19 protein-coding genes are annotated in these 20,865 nt (G+C 59.7%); 7 read left to right on the top strand and 12 right to left on the bottom strand.

Features of this window, described 5'->3' with window-relative positions:
• Positions 1-14: 14 nt before the first annotated feature.
• Positions 15-689: an amino acid ABC transporter permease gene (locus ACL2XN_RS17290; RefSeq protein ID WP_410012786.1), complete on the top strand. Its 675-nt coding sequence runs from the start codon at positions 15-17 to the stop codon at positions 687-689.
• A 26-nt stretch (positions 690-715) separates the two neighbouring features.
• Positions 716-1,462 (top strand): amino acid ABC transporter ATP-binding protein, encoded by a 747-nt coding sequence (locus tag ACL2XN_RS17285; protein WP_413723522.1) that lies wholly within the window; start codon positions 716-718, stop codon positions 1,460-1,462.
• 96 nt (positions 1,463-1,558) lie between these two features.
• Here ACL2XN_RS17285 and ACL2XN_RS17280 read toward each other — a convergent pair whose 3' ends face one another.
• Positions 1,559-2,581 (bottom strand): zinc-dependent alcohol dehydrogenase family protein, encoded by a 1,023-nt coding sequence (locus ACL2XN_RS17280; protein ID WP_413729149.1) that lies wholly within the window; start codon positions 2,579-2,581, stop codon positions 1,559-1,561.
• A 104-nt stretch (positions 2,582-2,685) separates the two neighbouring features.
• Here ACL2XN_RS17280 and ACL2XN_RS17275 point away from each other — a divergent pair, with 104 nt between their 5' ends.
• Entirely contained in the window at positions 2,686-3,591 is a 906-nt protein-coding gene (locus ACL2XN_RS17275) for a LysR substrate-binding domain-containing protein (protein WP_410012784.1), read from the top strand.
• 165 nt (positions 3,592-3,756) lie between these two features.
• On the opposite strand, the gene ACL2XN_RS17270 is transcribed toward ACL2XN_RS17275, so the two are convergent.
• Complete coding sequence (locus tag ACL2XN_RS17270; protein WP_413729147.1) at positions 3,757-4,665, bottom strand: LysR family transcriptional regulator; 909 nt, start codon at positions 4,663-4,665, stop codon at positions 3,757-3,759.
• A gap of 108 nt (positions 4,666-4,773) precedes the next feature.
• Here ACL2XN_RS17270 and ACL2XN_RS17265 point away from each other — a divergent pair, with 108 nt between their 5' ends.
• Together ACL2XN_RS17265 and ACL2XN_RS17260 are read left to right on the top strand one after the other, a co-directional pair.
• The gene (locus tag ACL2XN_RS17265) at positions 4,774-6,147 is read left to right on the top strand and encodes a DHA2 family efflux MFS transporter permease subunit (protein WP_410012782.1); all 1,374 of its coding nucleotides are present in this window, start codon (positions 4,774-4,776) and stop codon (positions 6,145-6,147) included.
• 38 nt (positions 6,148-6,185) lie between these two features.
• A complete protein-coding gene (locus ACL2XN_RS17260; RefSeq protein ID WP_410012781.1) occupies positions 6,186-6,872 on the top strand; it encodes a DUF2268 domain-containing putative Zn-dependent protease in 687 nt (228 codons plus the stop codon).
• Here the strand turns inward: ACL2XN_RS17260 and ACL2XN_RS17255 are convergent.
• From ACL2XN_RS17255 to argH, 10 genes are all read right to left on the bottom strand, one after another.
• Positions 6,869-8,026 (bottom strand): MFS transporter, encoded by a 1,158-nt coding sequence (locus tag ACL2XN_RS17255; protein WP_413729144.1) that lies wholly within the window; start codon positions 8,024-8,026, stop codon positions 6,869-6,871. The two genes, ACL2XN_RS17260 and ACL2XN_RS17255, sit on opposite strands and share 4 nt — an antisense overlap.
• Positions 8,023-8,562, bottom strand: coding sequence for a TetR/AcrR family transcriptional regulator (locus ACL2XN_RS17250; protein WP_413729142.1), 540 nt, complete (start codon positions 8,560-8,562; stop codon positions 8,023-8,025). Before ACL2XN_RS17250 ends, ACL2XN_RS17255 begins: the two co-directional genes overlap by 4 nt.
• 91 nt (positions 8,563-8,653) lie before the next feature.
• A complete protein-coding gene (locus ACL2XN_RS17245; protein ID WP_413730988.1) occupies positions 8,654-9,757 on the bottom strand; it encodes an iron-containing alcohol dehydrogenase family protein in 1,104 nt (367 codons plus the stop codon).
• 174 nt (positions 9,758-9,931) lie between these two features.
• Positions 9,932-11,344: an MmgE/PrpD family protein gene (locus ACL2XN_RS17240; RefSeq protein ID WP_413727424.1), complete on the bottom strand. Its 1,413-nt coding sequence runs from the start codon at positions 11,342-11,344 to the stop codon at positions 9,932-9,934.
• On the bottom strand, positions 11,337-12,311 hold the full coding sequence (locus tag ACL2XN_RS17235) for a polysaccharide deacetylase family protein (protein WP_413729140.1): 975 nt from the start codon (positions 12,309-12,311) through the stop codon (positions 11,337-11,339). Before ACL2XN_RS17235 ends, ACL2XN_RS17240 begins: the two co-directional genes overlap by 8 nt.
• A complete protein-coding gene (locus ACL2XN_RS17230) occupies positions 12,304-13,149 on the bottom strand; it encodes a polysaccharide deacetylase family protein (protein WP_410012776.1) in 846 nt (281 codons plus the stop codon). Before ACL2XN_RS17230 ends, ACL2XN_RS17235 begins: the two co-directional genes overlap by 8 nt.
• 68 nt (positions 13,150-13,217) lie before the next feature.
• Entirely contained in the window at positions 13,218-14,045 is an 828-nt protein-coding gene (locus ACL2XN_RS17225) for an ABC transporter substrate-binding protein (RefSeq protein ID WP_410012775.1), read from the bottom strand.
• 27 nt (positions 14,046-14,072) lie between these two features.
• The gene (locus ACL2XN_RS17220; RefSeq protein ID WP_413729139.1) at positions 14,073-14,837 is read right to left on the bottom strand and encodes an amino acid ABC transporter ATP-binding protein; all 765 of its coding nucleotides are present in this window, start codon (positions 14,835-14,837) and stop codon (positions 14,073-14,075) included.
• 11 nt (positions 14,838-14,848) lie between these two features.
• Positions 14,849-15,715, bottom strand: a complete 867-nt coding sequence (locus tag ACL2XN_RS17215; protein ID WP_410012773.1) for an amino acid ABC transporter permease — start codon at positions 15,713-15,715, stop codon at positions 14,849-14,851.
• Between the two features lie 15 nt (positions 15,716-15,730).
• The gene (argH, locus tag ACL2XN_RS17210; RefSeq protein WP_410012772.1) at positions 15,731-17,170 is read right to left on the bottom strand and encodes an argininosuccinate lyase; all 1,440 of its coding nucleotides are present in this window, start codon (positions 17,168-17,170) and stop codon (positions 15,731-15,733) included.
• 166 nt (positions 17,171-17,336) lie between these two features.
• Here argH and ACL2XN_RS17205 point away from each other — a divergent pair, with 166 nt between their 5' ends.
• Both ACL2XN_RS17205 and fhuE read left to right on the top strand, forming a co-directional pair.
• Positions 17,337-18,320 carry a LysR family transcriptional regulator gene (locus ACL2XN_RS17205; RefSeq protein ID WP_410012771.1) on the top strand — a complete coding sequence of 328 codons (984 nt, stop codon included), beginning with the start codon at positions 17,337-17,339 and terminating at the stop codon, positions 18,318-18,320.
• Positions 18,321-18,626: 306 nt separating this feature from the next.
• Positions 18,627-20,792: a ferric-rhodotorulic acid/ferric-coprogen receptor FhuE gene (gene fhuE, locus ACL2XN_RS17200; RefSeq protein ID WP_413730987.1), complete on the top strand. Its 2,166-nt coding sequence runs from the start codon at positions 18,627-18,629 to the stop codon at positions 20,790-20,792.
• Positions 20,793-20,865 lie beyond the last annotated feature (73 nt).

The raw sequence follows: 20,865 nt of genomic DNA, 5'->3' as shown, positions 1-20,865 counted from the left end.
TCGACGGAAATACTATGACCCTAGACCTGAACTTTTCACCCGTCTTTGCCGGGGCCGGACTGTTGCTTCAAGGCACGATAGTGACCGTTGAAATCACGCTTTGCGCATTGCTGTTGAGTTGTACGCTTGGATTGCTGTTAGGCATCGGCCGTCTCAATCCCGAACGGCGCGTTATCTATGCCCTGTGCAGCGCCTACGTCGCGTTGATCAGGGGCACGCCGCTTCTGGTGCAGCTGTTTATTTGGTATTACGGCCTTCCCCGGCTTGGCCTGGTGCTGCCGTCGTTTTTCTGCGGTGTTATCGGCTTGGGATTGTATTCGAGCGCCTACGTGGCGGAAGTGGTGCGCGGCGCGATCCAGTCCATCGAAAAAGGGCAGAATGAAGCGGCGCGATCGTTGGGTATGTCCGGCGGCCAGGCAATGTACAAGATTATCCTGCCGCAGGCGGTTATCCGGATGATACCGCCGCTCGGCAATGAGTTTATCGCGTTAATCAAGAATTCGGCGCTGGTGTCGCTTATCACCATCCAGGATGTGATGCAGGCGGGCTCGACGATTATCAGTAACTCTTACCGGGATCTGGAAACCTATCTGGTGATTGCCGCCGTGTATTTTTTCCTGACCGGAATCTCAGTGCTGGCGTTGCGTTATTGTGAACAACGGCTCAAATCGAAGGGGGCGCTGCAATGACAGAATCACGCGCTATGGGCAATCCCATTATCAGGATCCGCCGTCTCGGCAAACGCTTTGGCGCCAACCGGGTGCTTAACGGTATCGATTTTGAGGTCTTCCCCGGCCAGGTGGTCGTGATTATCGGGCCCAGCGGGTCGGGCAAAAGCACTTTCCTGCGCTGCTGCAACGGGCTTGAGCAAGCGGAAGAAGGCGACATTGAGATTTGCGGCAGCACCCTGATAAAACAGGGGAAAATGTTGCCTGACGTTGAGCTTAACGAACTGCGCAAAAACGTCGGCATGGTTTTCCAGTCGTTTAATTTATTTCCTCATCTGAGCGTACTGGACAATATTTGCGTCGCTCCCCAGATGCTGCGTAACCTTAAAAAAACCGACGCCCGGGCGCAGGCGGTTAAACTGTTGGGCAAAGTCGGTTTGGCCGCCAAAGCGGATGCCATGCCCAACAGCCTGTCCGGCGGTCAAAAACAGCGGGTCGCCATTGCCCGCGCGCTGGCGATGGAGCCGCTGGTGATGCTGTTCGACGAGCCGACGTCCGCGTTGGATCCCGAACTGGTGGGCGAGGTGCTGCGGGTCATGAAAATGTTAGCCCAGGACGGCATGACCATGATTGTGGTGACGCATGAAATGGCCTTCGCCCAGGAAGTGGCCGATGTGGTGGTGGTCATGGACGGCGGGGTGATAATCGAGGCGGGCCCGCCCGCCGCTATTTTCGGCGCGCCGAGGGAAGCGCGGACCAGGACCTTCCTGCAAAGCGTACTGTCCCGCGCATGACAGCCCCGGCGCCGCTGCGCCATCGGCCGCCGGTCTGCCCGGAGCGCTCCCGACCTGATGTGCCGCCGCCTGCTTCCGCGCTGCGCAAGGGCGTATTCAGCACGTCAGCACTATTTTCCCGAACGGGCCGCGATCGAGATGATCCAAGGCATCGGGCAGTTGATCGAATCCGTATTGCCGGTCGATCACCGGCTTCAGGCCGATAGCATCCACGGCGCGCACCAGATCTTCCAGCGCGCGTCGGTGGCCGACGCCAATGCCCTGGATGACCGGCGATTTCAGCAGCAATGGGCCGCCGGGGCCGCTGATGTCAAATCCCTCAAACACGCCGATCGCTGAAATAGTACCGTGGACGGCCACGGCGCGAATCGAATTCGCCAGGTTGGGGCCGCCCACGGTATCGATAATATGGTCGATGCCCCGGTCCTGCGTCAGGCTATAAACCGATTCCACCCAATCGCCGTTCAGGCGGTTGATGCCGTAATCGGCGCCCAGGGCCTTGGCGCGGGCCAGCTTTTCATCGCTGCCGGAGGTGACGTACACCGTTGCGCCGTGCGCTTTGGCAATCTGCAGGGCCAGCAGCGCCACGCCGCCGGTGCCCTGCACCAGCACCGAGTCCCCGGCGCGCAGGCGGCCGCGCTCCACCAGGGCGAACCAGGCGGTCAGACCGGCGCAAGGCAGGGTACTGGCCTGCGCGTCGTCAAGCGTGGCGGGGGAGGCGGATACCCAGTCTTCATGCAAAATCACATATTCCGCCAGTACGCCTTGCAGGGCGCCGCCCAGGGTAATATAGGGCGGCGTGCGGGCATTACCCCCTGGCTTCCCGTCGATCCAGCCGGGCGTAAAATTCGATATCACCCGATCGCCGGCCTTGAACCGGGTGGTGCCCGCGCCGGTGGCATCAATCACGCCGGCCATATCCGACGCCGGGGTAAACGGCAGCGGCAGATCCAGCCCCATGCCGGTTTCGATAGCCAGCTTATCGCGGTAATTGAGGGAAACGGCGTTCACTTTTACCCGGATTTCACGGGGTCCCGGCTGCGGGACGGCGATCTCGGTCAGCTTAAGATTTCCACGCCCAATAGCGTCCATCGTCCAGCGTTGCATGGTGTCGGCCATGATGTCCTCCTGATAATAAAATGTGTTACGTCAGGATAGCGTTGATATCACGTCGCCAGTGGCGATAATATTTCCAATTATTGTTTCCAAAAAGGCGACAACCCATGACGGATCGGCTGAAAGGTATTTCGGTGTTTGTCACCTCGGTCGAAGCGGGCAGTTTTGCCCTGGCGGCCAGCCGGCTGCATCTCTCCCGTTCGGCGGTGGGCAAGACCATAGCCCGGCTTGAGCAGCGCCTCGGCGTACGTTTGTTCCAGCGCACCACCCGCAGCCAAAGCCTGACCGCTGACGGCGCGTTATTTTACGAACGCTGCCAGCGGGCGCTGGAGGAGATCCACACCGCCGAAACCTTGCTGGAAACCGGTAAACAGCAGGTCAGCGGTCGCTTACGGGTATCAATGCCGGTGCTGTTCGGCCGTCTGTGCGCCGCGCCGCTGTTGATCGAGCTGACACGGGAGCATCCCGGGCTGGAGCTGGAGCTTTCGTTCAGCGATCGTATCGTGGATTTGATCGAGGACGGCTACGATTTGGCTATCCGCAACGGGCCTTTACCCGACAGCGCCCGGCTGGTGGCGCGCCGTATCGGCGATCACCGCATGACCTTCTGCGCCTCGCCCGGTTACCTGGCACGGGCCGGCACGCCGCATACCCTTGCGTCACTGGCCCGCCTTGAGACGGTGGCTTATTTGCGCGCGGGAATGTTACAGCATTGGCAGGTTAGTCTGCCCGACGGCACGGTGGAAGAAGTGGTGCCAAAAACGCGTCTGTTAATGGATGATTTACAGGCGATCGCGGATACCGCCGCCGCCGGCTTCGGTATTGCCTGGCTGCCCTGCTGGCTGGTACGGCAACGATTGCAGCAAGGTGAATTGGTCCAGGTACTGGCGGAATACGCGGGCGTTTTTTTTCAGTCCTATGCCGTATGGCCCAAGACCACTCACCTGCCGCTGAAGGTCCGGCTGGCGGTGGACCGTCTGGCGGAGAGATTGGCGACCAGTATGAGTTTGTAGGGGGTGATGATACTGATCTCTTGCAGTAGTCAGGAAACCTGATGGGCGCCAAGCAAAACCGATAATAGAAGATAAAAACCGGCCCGATCGGGTGGACATAGTCGAAGATGAGCTTAACGTATCATGACATTAACCAGCAGAAAAAACCGAGCTGCCGGAATGAAGTCATGGCTTATTGTCTCGACATACAGGCGTTTTAACCACCGGGGAGCAGGCAAACGCGTCATTAATCGCCGCTGTCACCACTCTCACTCGCCCAGAAGTCCAAACATCAGGATTGACCACCAGCCAAATATCGGCGGAGTCGATGCGCGACGGCATCACGTTAATCAGTTCCGGGCAGCATCGTTGCACTATTTCGCGCGCCATCATGCTGATACCCATCCCTTCCCTAACGGCATCCATCAGCAATAACTGCGAGGCGGTTTCCATCACGACAGTACCGTTGGTCAGGGGCTCGCCACACAACTCCTGCCAGTACTGTGGCAACACCTCGCGGGGGAACATTATCAGATCATGCCCCGCAAAGGCGCTGCCGGCCAACGGCAGGCCATGCCGTGACACATAGTCCGCCGAGGCGTACAACCCCATATGGACAGTGGCCAGGCGACGTATGATTAAACTGCCGTCCGTCGGACGTGCACTGCGCACCGCCAGATCGGCCTCGCCTCGTTTGATGTCCAATAGCGCAGGAGCGGTGGAGAGCGTCACGGTAATATTGGGATGGGACCGGCGCAGTCCGCGCAGGGCCGGTAATAAAAAACAACGCGCCAGCGCTTCCGTCGAGGCGATATGTACCGTGCCGGCGAGCGAGCTATCCAAACCGACGGTTTTGCGCCGTATTGCCGCGGCCGCGGCTTCCATCATTTCCGCTTCCGGCACCAATAATTTTCCTGCCGCCGTCAGTCTATAGCCCTCGGGATGACGGGTAAACAGGCCGGTTATTAACTCCCGTTCCAGGGTACGCAGGCGGCGGGCGACGGTGGCCTGATCGACGCCGAGGCTGAGGGCTGCCGCGCGTAAACTGCCGGTACGGGCGATTGCCAAGAAATAACGCGTGTTATCCCAGTTCATGCTCTCCCCACGGCAATTTTGCCGCACCTGGTGTTATTCCTGCTGCATTTTAAGCCTTTAGATTTCCTTTTACACTCACTGCTTATGCATAAATAGAAGGAATTCATCATGCCTGAAACCAGGCTGGTAACGAGCGACGGTGCCATTTCCGGACACATAGGGCAATTTGCCGTGTTGCTGGTGCTCTGTGCCGGTATGTTCATGGCGATACTGGATGTGAATGTGATGAATATTGCCATCGTCAGCATACAGTCGGAATTCCGGACGACGGTTGCGGGTATGACCTGGGCGGTGGATGCCTACAATCTGGCGCTGACCGGCCTGATGCTGTCCGCCGGGGCGCTGGCCGATCGCCATGGCGCCCGTCGTATATGGATGCTGGGCCTGTTGTTGTTTACCGGCGCGTCATTGGGATGCGGTCTGAGCCATTCAATCGTTCAATTGATTGTGCTGCGGTTGGCCCAGGGTATGGGTGCGGCATTATTTATCCCCGCGTCGTTTGCGCTGATGCCGCTTATCTGGCCTATTAACGCGGCCAGGCAGCGCGCGATCGGCCTGTTTGGCGGCATCGTTTCCCTTGCTGCCGCGGCGGGACCGGTACTGGGCGGTTTCCTGGTCGGCTTTTTCAGCTGGCGCAGCGTCTTCTTGATAAACATCCCCATCGGCCTGTGCGGACTGCTGGCGGCGTTTCGTTTGTTACCGGTGGTAACCGGCGGTCACGGGCGTGGCTTTGATCCGGCGGGACAGGGTCTTGGTATCGCAACGTGCGCTGGGATAAGTTATCTACTGATTGAGCTGCCTACGCGGGGATGGACCAATGGCTTAATCCAACTTAGCGCGGGTGTTGCGCTGGCGGGTGCGGCGGGTTTTATCCTGGCTGAACGGCGCGCCGTCTCGCCGCTGATCCCGCAGTCCCTGTTTATGCAGCGCACGTTTAACATCGCCAATCTTACCGGCATGATAATTAACGTGTGCTATTTTGGTGGCATCTACGCGCTCAGCCTGGTCCTGCAGCAACATTTGCGTTTTTCCCCTTTGCGCACGGGGATAGCGCTGCTGCCGCTGGCGGTTTTCCTGATGATCGGCAATATACTCTCTGGCAGGCTCATGGCGCGTTGGGGAATAAAAAAGCAGATGATTATCGGACTAGTGCTAAGCGCCTGCGGTTATTTTGGCATGGCATGTTTACAGGATCATATTACCCCCCTGGTAATCGCCGCGATGGCGGTATTGGCCGGCGGCGCCGCTTTTGTGGTGCCGCCGATGACTGCCGCCGTGCTGCATAGCGCACCTTTATCCATGGCGGCCACCGCCTCGGCGGTGCACACTACGCTACGCCAACTAGGCTCGCTAATGGGCGTTGCGCTGGCTGGGCTGGCCTTTACGCTTATCTCCTCGCCTCTGGCTACGCTGATGCTGGTGTCGATGCTTAGCCATCTTTTTCTGGCACTGGTGGTCTGGCGGGGCTTGCCGCTAAAATGATATGTTTGTGATGTCGCCTGGCATCGGAGGAATGGCGTATGACGGATATTATCGGCGGCCTATGGCATCTGCACTGGCTTGCGGCGCGGGGCAGCCTGCAGGCTCACCAACATGCATTTGTACGGGAATGCCAGCGCGCCTTCGACGTGTTATCCGGGCAAATGTCCCCGCCGCCGCTGGATATTCTTTTTCACCGTTCAACCACACAGGTCATAGCGCAATTGGGTTTATGCGGACGGGCTTGGGAGCCGGCGCTGTTTTCTCTGTATGTCGATCCCGATAACCCCAACCTGGCCGTCAGCCTGGATAACGGCGCGTTTACACGTCAACTGCTGCACGAAATTCATCACTGTATGCGCATGGCCGGCCCCGGCTACGGTTATACGCTCGGTGAGGCGCTGGTCAGCGAGGGCCTGGCCGGGCAATTTGTCTCCTATCTGCTGGGCACGCCGCCGGAATTATGGGAAGCGGCATTGCCCGTGGCCTCCCTTGGCCGCTGGTTGCCGGACCAAACACAATTGGAAGCGACCGGCTATAACCATGCGGAATGGTTTTTCGGTACCGGCCGTTATCCGCTTTGGCTTGGTTATACCCTGGGTTATGAGCTTGCCGGACAATGGCTTGGCCGCACTGAACGACCGCCAATGGAGGCCAGGATCAACGCGCCGGCCAAAGATGTCTTGCGTGACGCCGGGTTTCCGTCGTGTGGACAAAGCGTTATTTAACGGGCCGGTATCTCGTTGTCAACGTACCTTTTCTGCGGGGTATAAAACGTCATCAGCACGGAGAGAACGGCAAACATCGTAAGGGCGAAGGCGGCTCCCGTTTCGGTATAGAGCATACCAAAGACCACCGACCCCGCGACCTGCCCCGCCGCCAGCATGAAAAACACCGCTCCTGCGCCTGAGGCCGGGGCGTCTTGCGCCGCTGAGGTCCCGCAGACCAGCAGTACGCCGGTCAGCGTGACATAGCCGGCGCCGCACAGCGCAACCGCCGGAAAGAACCACCATGAGAACCCGTGGCTGAACGCCAGCAGCAGAAGCGGCGCCGCCATAAACAGCTGTGAAATACGGTAAACCTGATTAAGACCGGCATACGTGGCCATGGGGCCGGTCATTGCGCCGAGTATGCCCGCGCCGCCGCTGACCAGCCAGAGCATACTCGCGGTATTTTCATCCACGCCGGAATGATGGCGCAGCACGTCCGGCCCAAAGCTCCACCAGGCCGCGCTGGCCATTCCGCTGGCGAAGGCGATGATGACCAGCCGCGCTACCGGACGCCGCAGAAGCGTTTCGCGCCGGTTTTTTTCCCCCAGACGGATATTGAGGCGACCGCCGGGCAGGCAACATATCACCGGCGCCAGGCTGGCCAGCGCCACGATGCCGAATACCGTGCAGGCTGCGCGCCATCCGCCCGGCAGATAGAGCAACACCGGCACGGACAGGATAATGCCCGCCCCGGAACCGGCGTTGATGACGGTATTCACCAGCGGCTGTTGTGTGACGGAAATAACCCGGCTGACCGCGGCGGCAAGGGATGGCGAGGCCAGGCCTGAACCCAGGCCGGCAATAAAAAGCCCGGCCGCGAGCATAACAGGAGAAAAAGCGAGGGCAAGCAGCATCAGGCCGGCGGCGGCGCAACAGGCCGCCGCCGCCGCCGGCAAGCGCGGGCCAAAACGTTCGGCCAGTACCGATGCGCATAGGGTGGACAGACAATAAGCCGCAAAGCTGCAGGCGGAAATGACGCCGGCCACCCGGGGGCTGAAGGGAATATCGTTCATGATGGCGGGCAGCATCAGTCCCCATGAGAACCTGGCCATGCCGTAGGTGACGGCGATCAGCGAGAAACCGGTGATTCCGAGCGCCACGGACGCTTTCATCGCCGTTCCCCGCCGGCGATAAGCAGCGCGGCGGCTTCCCCCGCGCGGGTCGCGGCTTCGGGACCGATAATCAGCGCCGACGTGATGGCGCCTTCAAACAGCATCCATATGGCGTCGGAAAGGGCGGCGCCGGCCGCGCAGGGCGAATTCCCGCTACAGGCCGCGATGTAATCCCGCATCGCATAGCGATAGTCAAGAGCCTGCGCCGCCAGCCTGATATCCTGCTGCGCATATTCGCCCCAGGCCTTCAGGAAGAAGCATCCCGATGTGCCGTAGTCCCGCATCCACTGCCCGAGCACCGCGAAAAGCCTGCTGACCGCCTCCGGATGCCGCGCAGGATACAGCGCCGAAAAAAACCGGTTTTTACGATCGTGCATCACCGCCGCCGTCAATGCCTCGCGTGAAGGAAAATAACGATACAGGGTGCGCGTTGATACGCCCGCCTCGCTGCAGATCCGGTCCGTACTGGTGGCGTGGAAACCGTTGGTATAAAACAGCCGCTCCGCGGCCTGGATGATGTCTTGTTTTTTGTGCATAACCGCAAAAGTAAACCGATCGTTTTACTTTTGCAATGATTACCGCAAACATTTACCGCGTTGGGCGATAAGCGGGTGTTTTCGGGATTGACTATAACCCTCCGGGCTTGCCAATCGTCTCCGCCATCGCCTCCACACGCCTGATGGCCGCGTACAGATCCGCCGCCGTAACCTTCCCCGGCATATTTGCCATATCCGGCGCGTGTACCGACGCCCGCACAATGCTGTCCAGCTCTTCAGCGGTCAATTCCGCTATCTCGTTTAACCGCAGCGGCACCGCGCAGGCTTGCGCCAGCGTGATGGCCGCGCGCAGTTCGTCGTCGCAACGGTTTTCCAACGCCAGCAGGCAAAGATTGCCGAACCCCACCAGCAGGCCGTGGCCGAAATCACGGGTTTTATGGCAGACGGTAAAGCCTTCGTAAATGGCGTGGGCGGCGGCGGCATGGGCACCGTTGCTCATCAGCGACGTCAGGCCCGCGAACATAAAAATGGCGTCCAGCACCTGATCCAGCTCCGTATTGGCCCGGCCGTCACGCACCGCCTGGCAAGCCGCCGGCCCGTAGGCGGCAATCAGGTCGTAACAAATTAAACTATTGGCCTGGGACGAGCGCTGGATCCCTATCAACCGGGTCTGTTGCGCGCTGATGGCGCGGAATTCGTACCATTTCGCCAGCGTATCGCCAAGGCCGGCCGCCAGCCAGCGCATCGGCGCGCGTGCCAGCAAATCACTGTCGATAATCACCGCTGCCGGCGCCTGCGGCAGCGGATAAAGATCCTGGAACCGGCCGTCATCAAAATAACGTATCGACAGCGGTGTAACCGCCGCGCAGGTGGCGGCGATAGTGGGGACGGCGACCACCGGCACGGCGGCGGCCACGCCCACCGCTTTACAGGTATCCAGCGCCTTGCCGCCGCCGGCGCCGATGATCAAATCGATACCCAGCTCAGTCACCCTTTGCGTTAACCGGTGGATGTGCGTTGCGCTGCATTCGCCGCCGAACCATGCGCTGTCGACCAGCGTCACCGGGCCGGCGGCCAGCTGTGTTTTAACGGCCGCGTCCACCGCCGCCAGCGCCTGGTGGCCACCTATGAGCAGCGCGCGCCGCCCGAGTTTGCCGCACACCTCACCCAGCCGGGACAGGGTGCCGGGACCGCGCAGGATCTGCGCCGGGAAAATAATGGATTGTGCCTGCATATGTCCTATCTCCGATGACATGTTGTTCTCAATAAAGGCTAATAAGTTAACCGGCATGTCATGCATAAGCCGGATCGTCCGGCTGCTTGCGCCTGCGGCCGGCCCTGTGCGCGTCCGGGGTGATGCGCGTGATCCTGATATTCCCACGCTCTGCCCGGGGGTTCTTGGCGGCGCTCAGATAAAATCATGACTGGGGATCAGCAGTCTGGCCAGCGCGCCGATATCCGTTTCATGCTCCAGATCCATTCCCCTGGCCCACAACGTCTGCGCCTGGGTGGCCGGCAACGCATGAGCCGCCAGGGATAAAAATTTATCCCGCAGCTGCCGGTCGCTGACGGGATTGGCCGGATTGCCGAGCGCGATGTCCACCCGCAGCGTCAGGCGATCGCCCTCGCGGGTATGCAGGGTAATTTCCGGTTCGCCGTCCGCGCTTAGCGCCGGATCCACCCGTAATTCAATGCGGGCCATCATGGCCAGCAGCCGGGGGTCCCGACGCTGCTGTTCCCCATAGGCGTCCAGGCCCGCGTGACCCAATACCAGCCGCGCCGCCACCGCATAGGGCAGGCTCATCTGCGCGGCCGCCAGCGTCTGCAGATGCATATTGCCGCACATATCGTTAAGAAACGGGCAGAGACGGACCTCGATTTTTTCAATTTCCTGATAGCCGGCATTAAGCCTGCCGAGCAACAGACCGGCGGCGTCAATCGCCGCATGGGTGCCGCGACAGGAGGCATAGGGTTTTATCGAGCAGCGCTCCAGCTTCCATATCCGCGCCAGCTCATGTGTTAGCGCCCCGGGAGCGGCGCTGGCGGCAGCGAAGGTGGACAGGAAACCGCCCCAGCGATCGTCAAACAGCGCCCCGGGACCGGTGATACCCCGGCGCGCGCTGAGCGCCGCCAGTACGCCGCCCTCGGCGGCGCGGCCGGCATGCAGTTTTTTACTTTGCGAGCCGTCGTGAATAAATCCCCACAGTCCGCCGCTGAAGCTGCCGGCAATACCCAGCGCGGAGCTGGCCTGCGCGGCGTCCAGCCGCAGCAGGCTGGCCGCCGCCGCCGCCGCGCCGAACACGCCGCAGGTGGCGGTGGAATGCCATCCGGCGCCGTTATGGGCGGCATAACCGCCGCAGGCTTCCAGTACCCGGCGGGCAATGTCATAGCCTATGACGGTCGCCAGAATCAAGGCCTTGCCGCTGACCGGCTGCGGGCACAGCGGCAACACCGCCAGCAGGGCGGGGATCACCACCGCGCCGGAATGGTCGCAGCCGCCGGTATCGTCAAGCTCCAGCGCATGGGCGGCCACGCCATTGAGCAACGCCGCGTTGCGGGCCGAGGTTGCCAGTGAGGTGCCCCAGACTACCGCCTGCGGCGCGGCGCCTTCCTCCGCCAGCAGCCGGGTCATCTCCTGCGCCACCTGGCTGCCCGCGCCCGCCAGGCCCGCCCCCAGGGTATCAAGAATATGCCGTTTACAGCGCGCCACCAGCGCCGGCGGCAGCCGATCGAAGGAGGTATTAGCGATAAAATCCACCAGCGCCTGCTGGGGATTGGCCGCGACGGGCGCGCCGGTGTTCTGCAGTGGTGCGTCAGTCATGGGGCATCCTCTTCGGTAACTCCCCTGTGGGGAAGGGGCCGGCAGGGTTTTCCCGCCCGCGATGGCGCCGCCAGACTTCGGCCGGATGCGCGGGATCGTTATCCGGCTGGCTGCGCCGCCACCAGTCGGCAATGTCGCCGGCGGTGGCGACCCAGACGTCGGGATGCGCGGCAATATAATCCAGCAGTTCGCCCAGTACGCCGATGCGGCCGGCGGTGCCGATCACCTCGGGATGCAAACGCAGGACATAGCACAGGCCGAAGCGGTAAAATCCGTCGAAATCCATCTTCATATTGCCCAGGGTCTGGCTATAGGACGCGATGCGCGACTGCGCCGGCGGCACCGCCGGGCTGAGGTTAAAGGCAAAATAGGGTTCGTCTTCCAGCTCATAGTGCAGCGGCAGTTCCACCAGCCGGGGCGCGGGTACCGCATCCGCAGGCGAGTGTAAGGGAATAAAAAAAGGCAGATCGTCGCCGCGCCAGCCCGAGGTCCAGCATAGGCCTTCAGCCACCAGGGCATCGGGCAGGCCGTCGGCCCAATTGCCCGCCGGCAGGCGAAAACCCCGCGGCGCGGCGCCGGTTATATTGGCGATGGCGGCATTACCGCGGCGCACGCTTTTTATCTGCTCCGCCAGCGTCAGGGCGTCAAACGATTCAAACCGATAGCCGCGGCCGGCAAGCTCATGGCCGCCCTGCCGGATTTGCCTTATCCGGTCGGGATGTTCTTCCGCCACCACGCCCGGCACGCACCAACTGGCGGGGACGTTTTTTGCCGCCAGCAGCGCCAGTAACCGATCGATGCCGCGCAGGGTGCCGTAGCGCCATACCGACAGCGTTTTTTCCCGGCCGGCCACCGCCGGCACCTGGCTCAGGATGCCGTGGATATCATTAAAATCAACCGTCACCGCCACGGCGCAGCGTTTGCCGCCGGGCCAGCGGCCCGGGGATAAACCCGCGTCATTATTCATTGCCATGCTCCTGTAGCCACCAGCGCGCCACATCGCGGCAGCGGGCGAACCACACGTCGTCGCGCCGGCGCAAATGGTCAAAAAACCGGTCGAGCAGCATAATGCGGCCCGGTTTACCGGAAATCTTCGGATGGAATAATGTGGTCAGGCTCAGGCCTTCGTCCATCGCGCCGTCAAATTCGCGGCACCAGTTATCCAGCGTCAGCGCATAACCGGCGGTGCGATCCAGGCCCGAGGGAAAGTTCGGCTCGCGGGTATAGGCCAGGGAGGCATAATCGTCCATCTCCCAGCGTCCGGGGATTTCCACCAGCGGCCGCGGCTGTCCCGGCACCCGTATCAGATAAGGCCGGTCATCACCGCGCATGCTGCTGGAATAGGTTACGCCCGCGTTGAGCAGCATCGCCGGGGTTTCCTGGTGCCAGTCGCCGGACGGCGTACGAAAGCCCTCGGCGCGAACGCCCAATACCTGCTGGAAAATATCCCGGGATGTGTCCATCACCCAACGCTGCTGTTCAGGACTCAGGGCATAGAACGACTCATGCCGGTAGCCGTGGTAGGCCACCTCGTGACCCTGCTCCACAATGGCCCGGCACTGTGCCGGCCAGTTCTCCACGACCCAGGCCGGCACAAAAAACGTGGCGGGCAGCTGGTGCGCCTTGAGCAGATCGAGGATGCGCCCCAGCGCGCGGAAAGGACCGTAGCCGCCGAAGGTAAAATAATCCGCTTTGCGCCAAATGCTGCCGTTCAGCATGGCATCGCCGGTAGGGCCGTCGACATCGAACGCCAGCGCCATACAGCCCGTTTTACCCCCGGGCCAGCGGGTGGAAGTAGAAGACATGATTACGCGCTTTCTCCGCTAACAGGCCGCGCGGCCGCAAACCGTCCACGCGGTAAAACCACGACCGGTTATTTGCCGCCGTTGATGGTGACCTCGGTTACCGCGCCGTCCTGCATGCCCCATTTCGTCAGTATTTTCATGTAGGTGCCGTCGGCAATCATCGCGGTCAGGGCCGATTTCACGCCGTCGATAAGGGCGCTGTCGTCCTTGGCGATGCCCATGCCGGTGACCTGGTAGGCAAACGCCTTGCCCAGCGGTTTATAGGTATTTTTCTCCAGGTTCATGATATACGGCAGGGTTTCGCTGCCCTGCACCACGCCGTCGATGCGGCCCTGGCGCAGCTGGGTACGGGCATCGGCAGTGCCTTCCGCGCCCACCACCACGATGGCCGGTTTACCGGCGGCCTCGCAGTTGGCCTGGCTCCAGGCGGCAATTTCCGCCGGGAAGGTGGTGCGCCGGCTGGTGCCGACCTTCTTGCCGCACAGATCCAGCATCTGGTTTATTTCACTGTGGGCGACGGTGGTGTAGAACTGCGGCCCGCTGTGGTAATAATCCACGAAGGTCGCTATGGGCTGGCGGGCTTTGGTATCGGTCATGCCGGAGAGGATCATATCGATGCGCTTGGTCGCCACCGCATTGACCATTTGTTCAAAGCCGATTTCCTGCCAGTTGATTTTGCGGTTCAGGCGTTTACCGATCTCCATGCCCAGATCGTAATCCATGCCGGTCAGCTCGCCGGTGGCGGGATCCTTGAATTCCAGCGGCGGATAGTTAGGCATCATGGCCACTTTGATTTCATCTTTTTGCGTCAGTTCCGCGGCACCGGCAGTCGTGATGCCGGCCGCCGTATTGAGCAACACGCCGGCGGTTAACAAGGACAACAGCGTTTTTTTCATGATCAGGTTCTCATTATGTAATGATGTTTAAATCAGGACGGCAGAGATAAAATTCTGGGTCCGCGGATTCTGGGGATGGAGCAAAACATCTTCCGGATTACCACTCTCAATGATCCCGCCTTCATCCATAAAGACCACGCGGTTGGCGACTTCCCGGGCAAAACCCAACTCATGGGTGACCACGATCATCGTCATTCCCTCGGCGGCGAGGCCGCGCATCACCGCCAGCACCTCGCCCACCATCTCCGGATCCAGCGCGGAGGTGGGTTCGTCAAACAGCATCAGCTTGGGTTTCATGGCCAGTGCGCGGGCAATCGCCACCCGCTGCTGCTGTCCGCCGGAAAGTTCCAGCGGATAGGCGTCGCGCTTGTGGGCCAGCCCCACCCTGTCCAGCAGCGCCATGGCTTCCTCGGTGGCTTCCTTTACCGGCCGCAGCAGCACCTGCGTCGGCCCCTCGATAATATTTTCCAGGGCGGTTTTATCGGGAAACAGGTTAAAGCGCTGGAATACCATGCCGGTCTTCAGGCGCTGGCGGGCCACCTGACGGTCATTGAGCGGATAGAGCTTTTTACCCACGATGCGGTAGCCCACCAGCTCGTCATCCACCCAGATGCCGCCGCTGTCGATGCGCTCCAACTGGTTGATACAGCGTAAAAACGTGCTTTTCCCCGAGCCGGAAGGGCCGATAACGCACATGACCTCGCCGTGGTCTACAGACAGGTTAATGTTCTTAAGGGCCTGAAATTGGTCGAAATACTTATTCACATTGACGGCGTTGATGATGTTTTTCATCGGTCCTCCCGTTAGCGATCGCGGCGCCGGGTGCCACGGCCGAAATACCGTTCCAGACGCACCTGTCCAAGCGACAGCAGAGTCACCGCCACCAGATACCAAATGCCGGCGACAAACAGCAGTTCCATTACCCGGGCGTTGGCGAAATAGATGGTCTGGGCGTTATACAGCAGCTCGGAATACTGGATCATGCTGGCCAGGCTGGTGGTCTTCACCATGCTGATAAATTCGTTGCCGATGGGGGGGATAATCACCCGCATCGCCTGGGGTAAAATAATGCGCCGCAGGGCATGCAGGCGGGTCATGCCAATGGTTTTAGCGGCTTCATACTGGCCCTGGTCCACCGACAGCAGGCCGGCGCGCACCACTTCCGAGGTATAGGCGCCCTGATTGATGCTCAGGCCGAGCAGCGCGGCCATAAACGGCGTCATGATATCGACGGTGTGAACGCTGAATAGCCCGGGAATGCCCATGACCGGGAAGATCAGCGCCAGGTTGAACCACAGCAGTAATTGCAATATCAACGGGGTACCGCGGAAAATCCAGGTGTAGCCGATAGCCACGGCGCGCAGCACCGGGTTTTGCGACATGCGCATCACCGCGATAACGACGCCGAAGATGACGCCCAGCAGCATCGCCAGGACAGACATCACGATAGTATTGCCCAGGCCGAACAGAATGGCTTTGGCGGTCAGGAACTGGCCGACGAAGCGCCACTCGATGTTGCCGTGGGCGAAGGCATTGATCAGCAACGCCAGCAGCGCCAGAATAATCACCGAGGAGAAAATCCGGCCATAATAGCGCTGCGGCACGTGCTGATATTCGCTGAGATCGATCCTGGCGGACGGGTCGCCGCCAGGATAGCGCTGTTCGTTCATAGCCACTCCCGCCGGTTATTCAACAGAGGTTAACGTCAGACCGGCATAGCTGGTCACCCAGGCGGCCTGGGCCGCCAGTTTCAGGCGTAGCCGGGCGATTTGTTCGGCTACGCGGACCGGCGCGGTTCCGCCCCAGGCGCAACGCGCGTTGATAGCCGCCTCCAGGGTCAGGCACTGGCGCACCTCGCCGGTCAGGCGGGCATCCACCCCGGCCAGCTGATCGTCGCTGAGCTGGTGCAACGCCAGTTGTTGCTGTTCGCACAGCTGTACCAGCCGGCCGGTGATTTCATGGGCTTCTTTAAACGGCACACCCCGGCGGGACAGCCAGTCCGCCACCTCGGTGGCCAGGGTAAAGCCCTCCGGCGCCTGCTGCAGAAGTCGTTCGCGGTCGACGACCAGGGTCTCGATCATGCCGGCCATGGCCGGCAGAACCAATAACAGCTGTTCAACCGTATCCATGGCATTGCGCTTGTCTTCGATCAGATCGCGGTTATAGGACAGCGGCAGGCTTTTCATGGTGGCCAGCATCGCCGTCACGTTGCCGATTAAGCGCCCGCTTTTGCCGCGGGTCAGCTCGGCGATATCGGGGTTTTTTTTCTGCGGCATAATGGAACTGCCGGTGGCGTACGCATCATGCAGCGATACCCAGCGGAACTGGCGCGAGGCCCACAGGCAGACCTCTTCGCACAGCCTGGAGAGATTGACGCCGAGCATGCCGCCGGCAAACAGAAATTCCGCCACATGATCGCGGCTGGCCACCGCGTCGATGGAATTTTCGCAGGGGCCGTCGTAACCCAGATCCCGCGCCGACAGCTCGGGGTGCATGGCAATCGCCGAACCGGCCATGGCGGCGGCGCCCAGGGGGGACAGCGCGCAACGTTTATCCCAGTCCTGCAAGCGCTCGACGTCGCGGGCAAACGATTGGGCATGGGCCAGGAGCTGATGACCGAACACAATGGGCTGGGCCTGCTGCAGGTGGGTAAAGCCGGGGGCGATGCTGTTGATATGCTGCTGCGCCTGCTGCACCAGCGCCGTTTGCAATCCCAGCAGGGCGAGGACGATTTTCCGCGCGTTATCGCGCAGGTAAAGGCGCAAATCGTTGGCGGTCTGGTCATTGCGGGACCGGCCGGCGCGCAGTTTACCGCCCAGTTCCCCCAGCCGCTCGGTCAGCATGCGCTCAATAAAGGTATGCACATCCTCATCATCAATACTGGGCTGGATACGGCCCTGGCGGTGGTCATCGGCCAATTGCCCGATGGCCGCCACCATCAGGTCGGTTTCCCGCGCGTCCAGCAGCCCGGCGCGCTGCAATTCGTAAGCATGGGCGCGGCAGCCTTCCAGGTCGTAGGCGGTGAGGGCAAAATAGGCGTCGGGGCTGCGCGACAGCGCGCTGAGCGCGGCGGCGGGGCCGCTTTTGAAGCGTGCTCCCCATAAACGTTCTACCGGTTGTGGCATGGCATGCTCCTTTCATGGCATGGATGTTGCAATCTTTGCTTTATCCGCGGTCGGTGATGAAGACCGGAAGAAAAGAGGACAAACATCCGCTGGCCATGGCGAAATGAGATAAAAGAGGCTGTTAAATTGATAATGGAGAACGAGGGCGTGGGGGTAAATAGTTATTATGGAAAGTCCACTTTCCAAATTTGGAAACACGTCGCCAGTCAAAAGTGATATTAATCAGCAGAACATTGGCGTTGCCGATTTAAAGCTTTTGCGGGTATTCAAAACGGTAGTTGAGGCCGGAGGATTTACCGCGGCCTGCAATGAATTAAATATCGGACTGGCGGCGATAAGTAAACAAATATCCGATCTTGAAATCCGTTTCGGCATGAAACTGTGCACCCGGGGACGTGAAGGGTTTTATCTTACCGAGCATGGCAAAGTGGCTTATCTGGCGTGCCTTGATTTGTTCTCATCGATAAATCAGTTCCGGGATACGTTAAACCATGCCCGCCATGAAATATTCGGTGAATTAAATATCGGCATTATCGATAATACCATCACCGACGCGCAGTCACCGGTGGTGGGGGCGCTAAGCGAGATACACCGCCAGGCGCCCAAGGTCAGCGTGCGTCTCCATGCCACCCAGCTTGAGGAAATCGAGCGCGGCGTTATCGACGGCCGTTTCACCTGTGGCATAATACCCGTCTACCAGGAAAAACCCGATTTTGATTATTTCTTCCTTTATCATGAAATAGCCTATCTTTGCTGTTCAAACCGGCATGAGCTGTTTTCTTTGGCGCCTAACGCATTAACCAATGAGCGTATTGCCAGCGCCAGTTTAATCAGGCATTTCTACACCAATCATGGCCATCAAAATCCCGGGCTTCATTTTTCCTCTTCCAACGCCGTGGCGGTACAGGTCGAAGCGGTTACCATGCTTATCCTTACCGGTAATTATGTCGGATTTTTGCCCGCACATTATATCAGCCGCTATGAGCGCGAAGGAAAAATCAAAGCGCTCAAACCGGAGAATATCTCGGTGACCACGCCGTTTAATCTGGTGGTAAAAAGAGGCGCGGCGTTAAATTCCGTGGTGAAGTTATTTCGTGATGCGCTTAAAAATGCCGCCATCGCCCCGGCGGATCATACCGGGGCAGAATAATGCACCGGCCCCGCGGCATTGCACCACCCCTGGGCAATCGCTTAAAAGATTTATCACCCACTTGGAAAATATCCCGCAGCGCCATTCACCTTACCGATTCCGCCCGCCGAACTGACATTGGTTAAATTTATTTACATATGTAAAGCTAATGAGTAGTATTCTCATTATCTTCTTTGCGCGCCCTTCTATGCCAGACTCATCAGGCTGCGCGGGGGCGGGAAAGAATCATAAAAGTAGCGGTCAACTCATTGATTTAACAAAACAACGGTCTTGTGGAGAAAGAGAATGTCGGCAGTGCCAGGGGTAATGAAACGCAGCGCGGGGCAACGGGTAACTCATTCAGGCTGGACATGCTCTTTGTCCCTTATTGCCACGTTGATTTCATCCTTTGTCAATCCGGCATGGGCGGATGAGCCGGCCGGCGAAAAAGCGTCTTCTGATGAAACGATGGTGGTCAATGCCCAGGCAAGCGGCGCAACCGATGCCGCCCGGCAGGATTACAGTGTGCCGGTCACCCGCGCCGGAACAAAAATGCTGCTGGTGCCGCGTGATATTCCTCAGTCCGTCAGCATTATCAGCAAACAGCGCATGCAGGATCAAGACCTGCAAACCGTGGGCGAGGTGCTGACCAATACCACGGGCATAACCGCCAATAATATCGACTCCGATCGTTCAACGTATTATTCCCGCGGTTTTTTCATCAACAATTTTCTTTATGATGATATTCCCACCACCCTGAGCGACGTTTGGAACTTCGGCGACGCCGGTTCGGATACCGCCATTTATGATCGTATCGAAGTGGTGCGCGGCGCAACGGGGCTCCTGACCGGATCGGGCAATCCCTCCGCCGCTATCAATATGGTGCGCAAACGTGCCGATAGCCGCGAATTCCAAGGATCTGTTTCCGGCACTTACGGCACGTGGGATAAGCAACGGATGGTAGCCGATCTTTCCGCGCCGCTGACGGAATCAGGCAACGTGCGCGGCCGCGTTATTGCCGGCTACCAGGATAACGATACCTGGCTTGATCGCTATCATAACCGCAAAAAATTCATTTATGGCGTTATTGACGCCGACCTGACGGATTCCACCACGCTATCATTGGGTTATGATTATCAGGAAAGCGATACCAGCAATCCCACCTGGGGCGGGTTGCCGACCTGGTACAGCGACGGCAGCCGCACGCATTTTGACCGCAGTTTTAATCCGGCGCCGGACTGGAGCTACTCCAGCCATGAGTCGAAAAAAGTCTTTGCCGATCTGACCCAGCGCTTTGCCAACGGCTGGCAGTTGCGCGTCAACGGCACCCATGCCGAAACCGATTTCGACTCCAAGCTGATGTATGCCGACGGTTTCCCGGATAAGGACACCGGCGAGGGCGTTTCCGCCTACGGCGGCTGGAATAAAGGCAAACGTAAGCTGGATTCCGTCGATACCTACGCCACGGGACCCTTTGAGCTGCTGGGCCGACAGCATGAGCTGGTGGCCGGCGCCAGCTACAGCAAACAAAATAATCATTTTTTTAACTCCCAGGCCACCATTACCGAGTCCGATATCGGCAATTATAACAACTGGAACGGCCATATCGCCGATGCGGACTGGAGTCCATGGGTTGATTATTCCAACGACACCATCCGGCAAAAATCGGTCTATACCGCGGCCCGTTTTTCGCTGGCCGATCCGCTGCACCTGATCGTCGGGGCGCGCTACACCGACTGGCGCGCCAATGGCTCGACCGCCACCAGCGATAAAGACGACGTCACGCCCTACGCCGGCCTGATTTATGATATCAACGACACCTGGTCCGCTTATACCAGCTATACCGCCATCTTCCAGCCGCAGACCTACCGGGACGCCAGTAAAAACTATCTGGACCCGACGACGGGTAAAAACTATGAAGCCGGCCTGAAAGGCGACTGGTACAACAGCCGCCTGACCGCGTCTTTGGCGATTTTCCGTATCGAGCAGGATAATGTGGCGCAAAGCGAAGGCACCTATATTCCCGGTACGACGGAAATGGCCTATCGCGGCGTCGACGGCACCGTCAGCAAAGGCGTCGAGTTCGAACTTAACGGCGCGGTAACCGACAACTGGCAAGTCACTTTTGGCGGCGCGCGTTATGTGGCCGACGATCAGGACGGCAACGCCATCAACGCCGAACTGCCGCGCACCTCGCTGAAATTGTTTACCCGTTATCAACTGCCGATGCTGCCCGATCTGGCGGTGGGCGGCGGCGTAAACTGGCAGAACCATACCTGGCAGGATGCCGCCGGCCCGCAGGGTACGATGCGCGCCGACCAGGGCAGCTACGCGCTGGTCAGCCTGTTCAGCCGCTACCAGGTTACCCGCCAGCTTTCGGTGCAGGCCAATATCAACAACCTGTTCGACAAAGAGTACTATGACTACCTCGGTCCTTACGCGGTATATGGCGCGCCGCGCAATATGTCGGTAACGGTGGGTTACACCTTCTGATCATAGACAGGGCGGGAGATATCCCGCCTTGTCTTCTGGCATCCATACCCGTTAAACCGCGGTTTTAACAGCG

It is taken from the genome of Sodalis sp. RH22 (genome assembly GCF_047324165.1).
Lineage (GTDB): Bacteria > Pseudomonadota > Gammaproteobacteria > Enterobacterales > Enterobacteriaceae > Acerihabitans.
The sequence above is the reverse complement of the archived record's forward strand: the minus strand, read 5'-3'. Positions and strand labels throughout refer to the sequence as shown.

Bases quoted from the DNA above. Each gene is read 5' to 3' on its own strand.
- ACL2XN_RS17205 (WP_410012771.1), top strand. From the start codon at position 17,337: ATGGAAAGTCCACTTTCCAAATTTGGAAACACGTCGCCAGTCAAAAGT.
- ACL2XN_RS17275 (WP_410012784.1), top strand. From the start codon at position 2,686: ATGACGGATCGGCTGAAAGGTATTTCGGTGTTTGTCACCTCGGTCGAA.
- ACL2XN_RS17260 (WP_410012781.1), top strand. From the start codon at position 6,186: ATGACGGATATTATCGGCGGCCTATGGCATCTGCACTGGCTTGCGGCG.
- ACL2XN_RS17250 (WP_413729142.1), bottom strand. From the start codon at position 8,562: ATGCACAAAAAACAAGACATCATCCAGGCCGCGGAGCGGCTGTTTTAT.
- ACL2XN_RS17280 (WP_413729149.1), bottom strand. From the start codon at position 2,581: ATGGCCGACACCATGCAACGCTGGACGATGGACGCTATTGGGCGTGGA.
- ACL2XN_RS17215 (WP_410012773.1), bottom strand. From the start codon at position 15,715: ATGAACGAACAGCGCTATCCTGGCGGCGACCCGTCCGCCAGGATCGAT.
- ACL2XN_RS17290 (WP_410012786.1), top strand. From the start codon at position 15: ATGACCCTAGACCTGAACTTTTCACCCGTCTTTGCCGGGGCCGGACTG.
- ACL2XN_RS17230 (WP_410012776.1), bottom strand. From the start codon at position 13,149: ATGTCTTCTACTTCCACCCGCTGGCCCGGGGGTAAAACGGGCTGTATG.
- ACL2XN_RS17255 (WP_413729144.1), bottom strand. From the start codon at position 8,026: ATGAAAGCGTCCGTGGCGCTCGGAATCACCGGTTTCTCGCTGATCGCC.
- ACL2XN_RS17245 (WP_413730988.1), bottom strand. From the start codon at position 9,757: ATGCAGGCACAATCCATTATTTTCCCGGCGCAGATCCTGCGCGGTCCC.
- ACL2XN_RS17265 (WP_410012782.1), top strand. From the start codon at position 4,774: ATGCCTGAAACCAGGCTGGTAACGAGCGACGGTGCCATTTCCGGACAC.
- ACL2XN_RS17240 (WP_413727424.1), bottom strand. From the start codon at position 11,344: ATGACTGACGCACCACTGCAGAACACCGGCGCGCCCGTCGCGGCCAAT.
- ACL2XN_RS17235 (WP_413729140.1), bottom strand. From the start codon at position 12,311: ATGAATAATGACGCGGGTTTATCCCCGGGCCGCTGGCCCGGCGGCAAA.
- fhuE (WP_413730987.1), top strand. From the start codon at position 18,627: ATGAAACGCAGCGCGGGGCAACGGGTAACTCATTCAGGCTGGACATGC.
- argH (WP_410012772.1), bottom strand. From the start codon at position 17,170: ATGCCACAACCGGTAGAACGTTTATGGGGAGCACGCTTCAAAAGCGGC.
- ACL2XN_RS17225 (WP_410012775.1), bottom strand. From the start codon at position 14,045: ATGAAAAAAACGCTGTTGTCCTTGTTAACCGCCGGCGTGTTGCTCAAT.
- ACL2XN_RS17270 (WP_413729147.1), bottom strand. From the start codon at position 4,665: ATGAACTGGGATAACACGCGTTATTTCTTGGCAATCGCCCGTACCGGC.
- ACL2XN_RS17220 (WP_413729139.1), bottom strand. From the start codon at position 14,837: ATGAAAAACATCATCAACGCCGTCAATGTGAATAAGTATTTCGACCAA.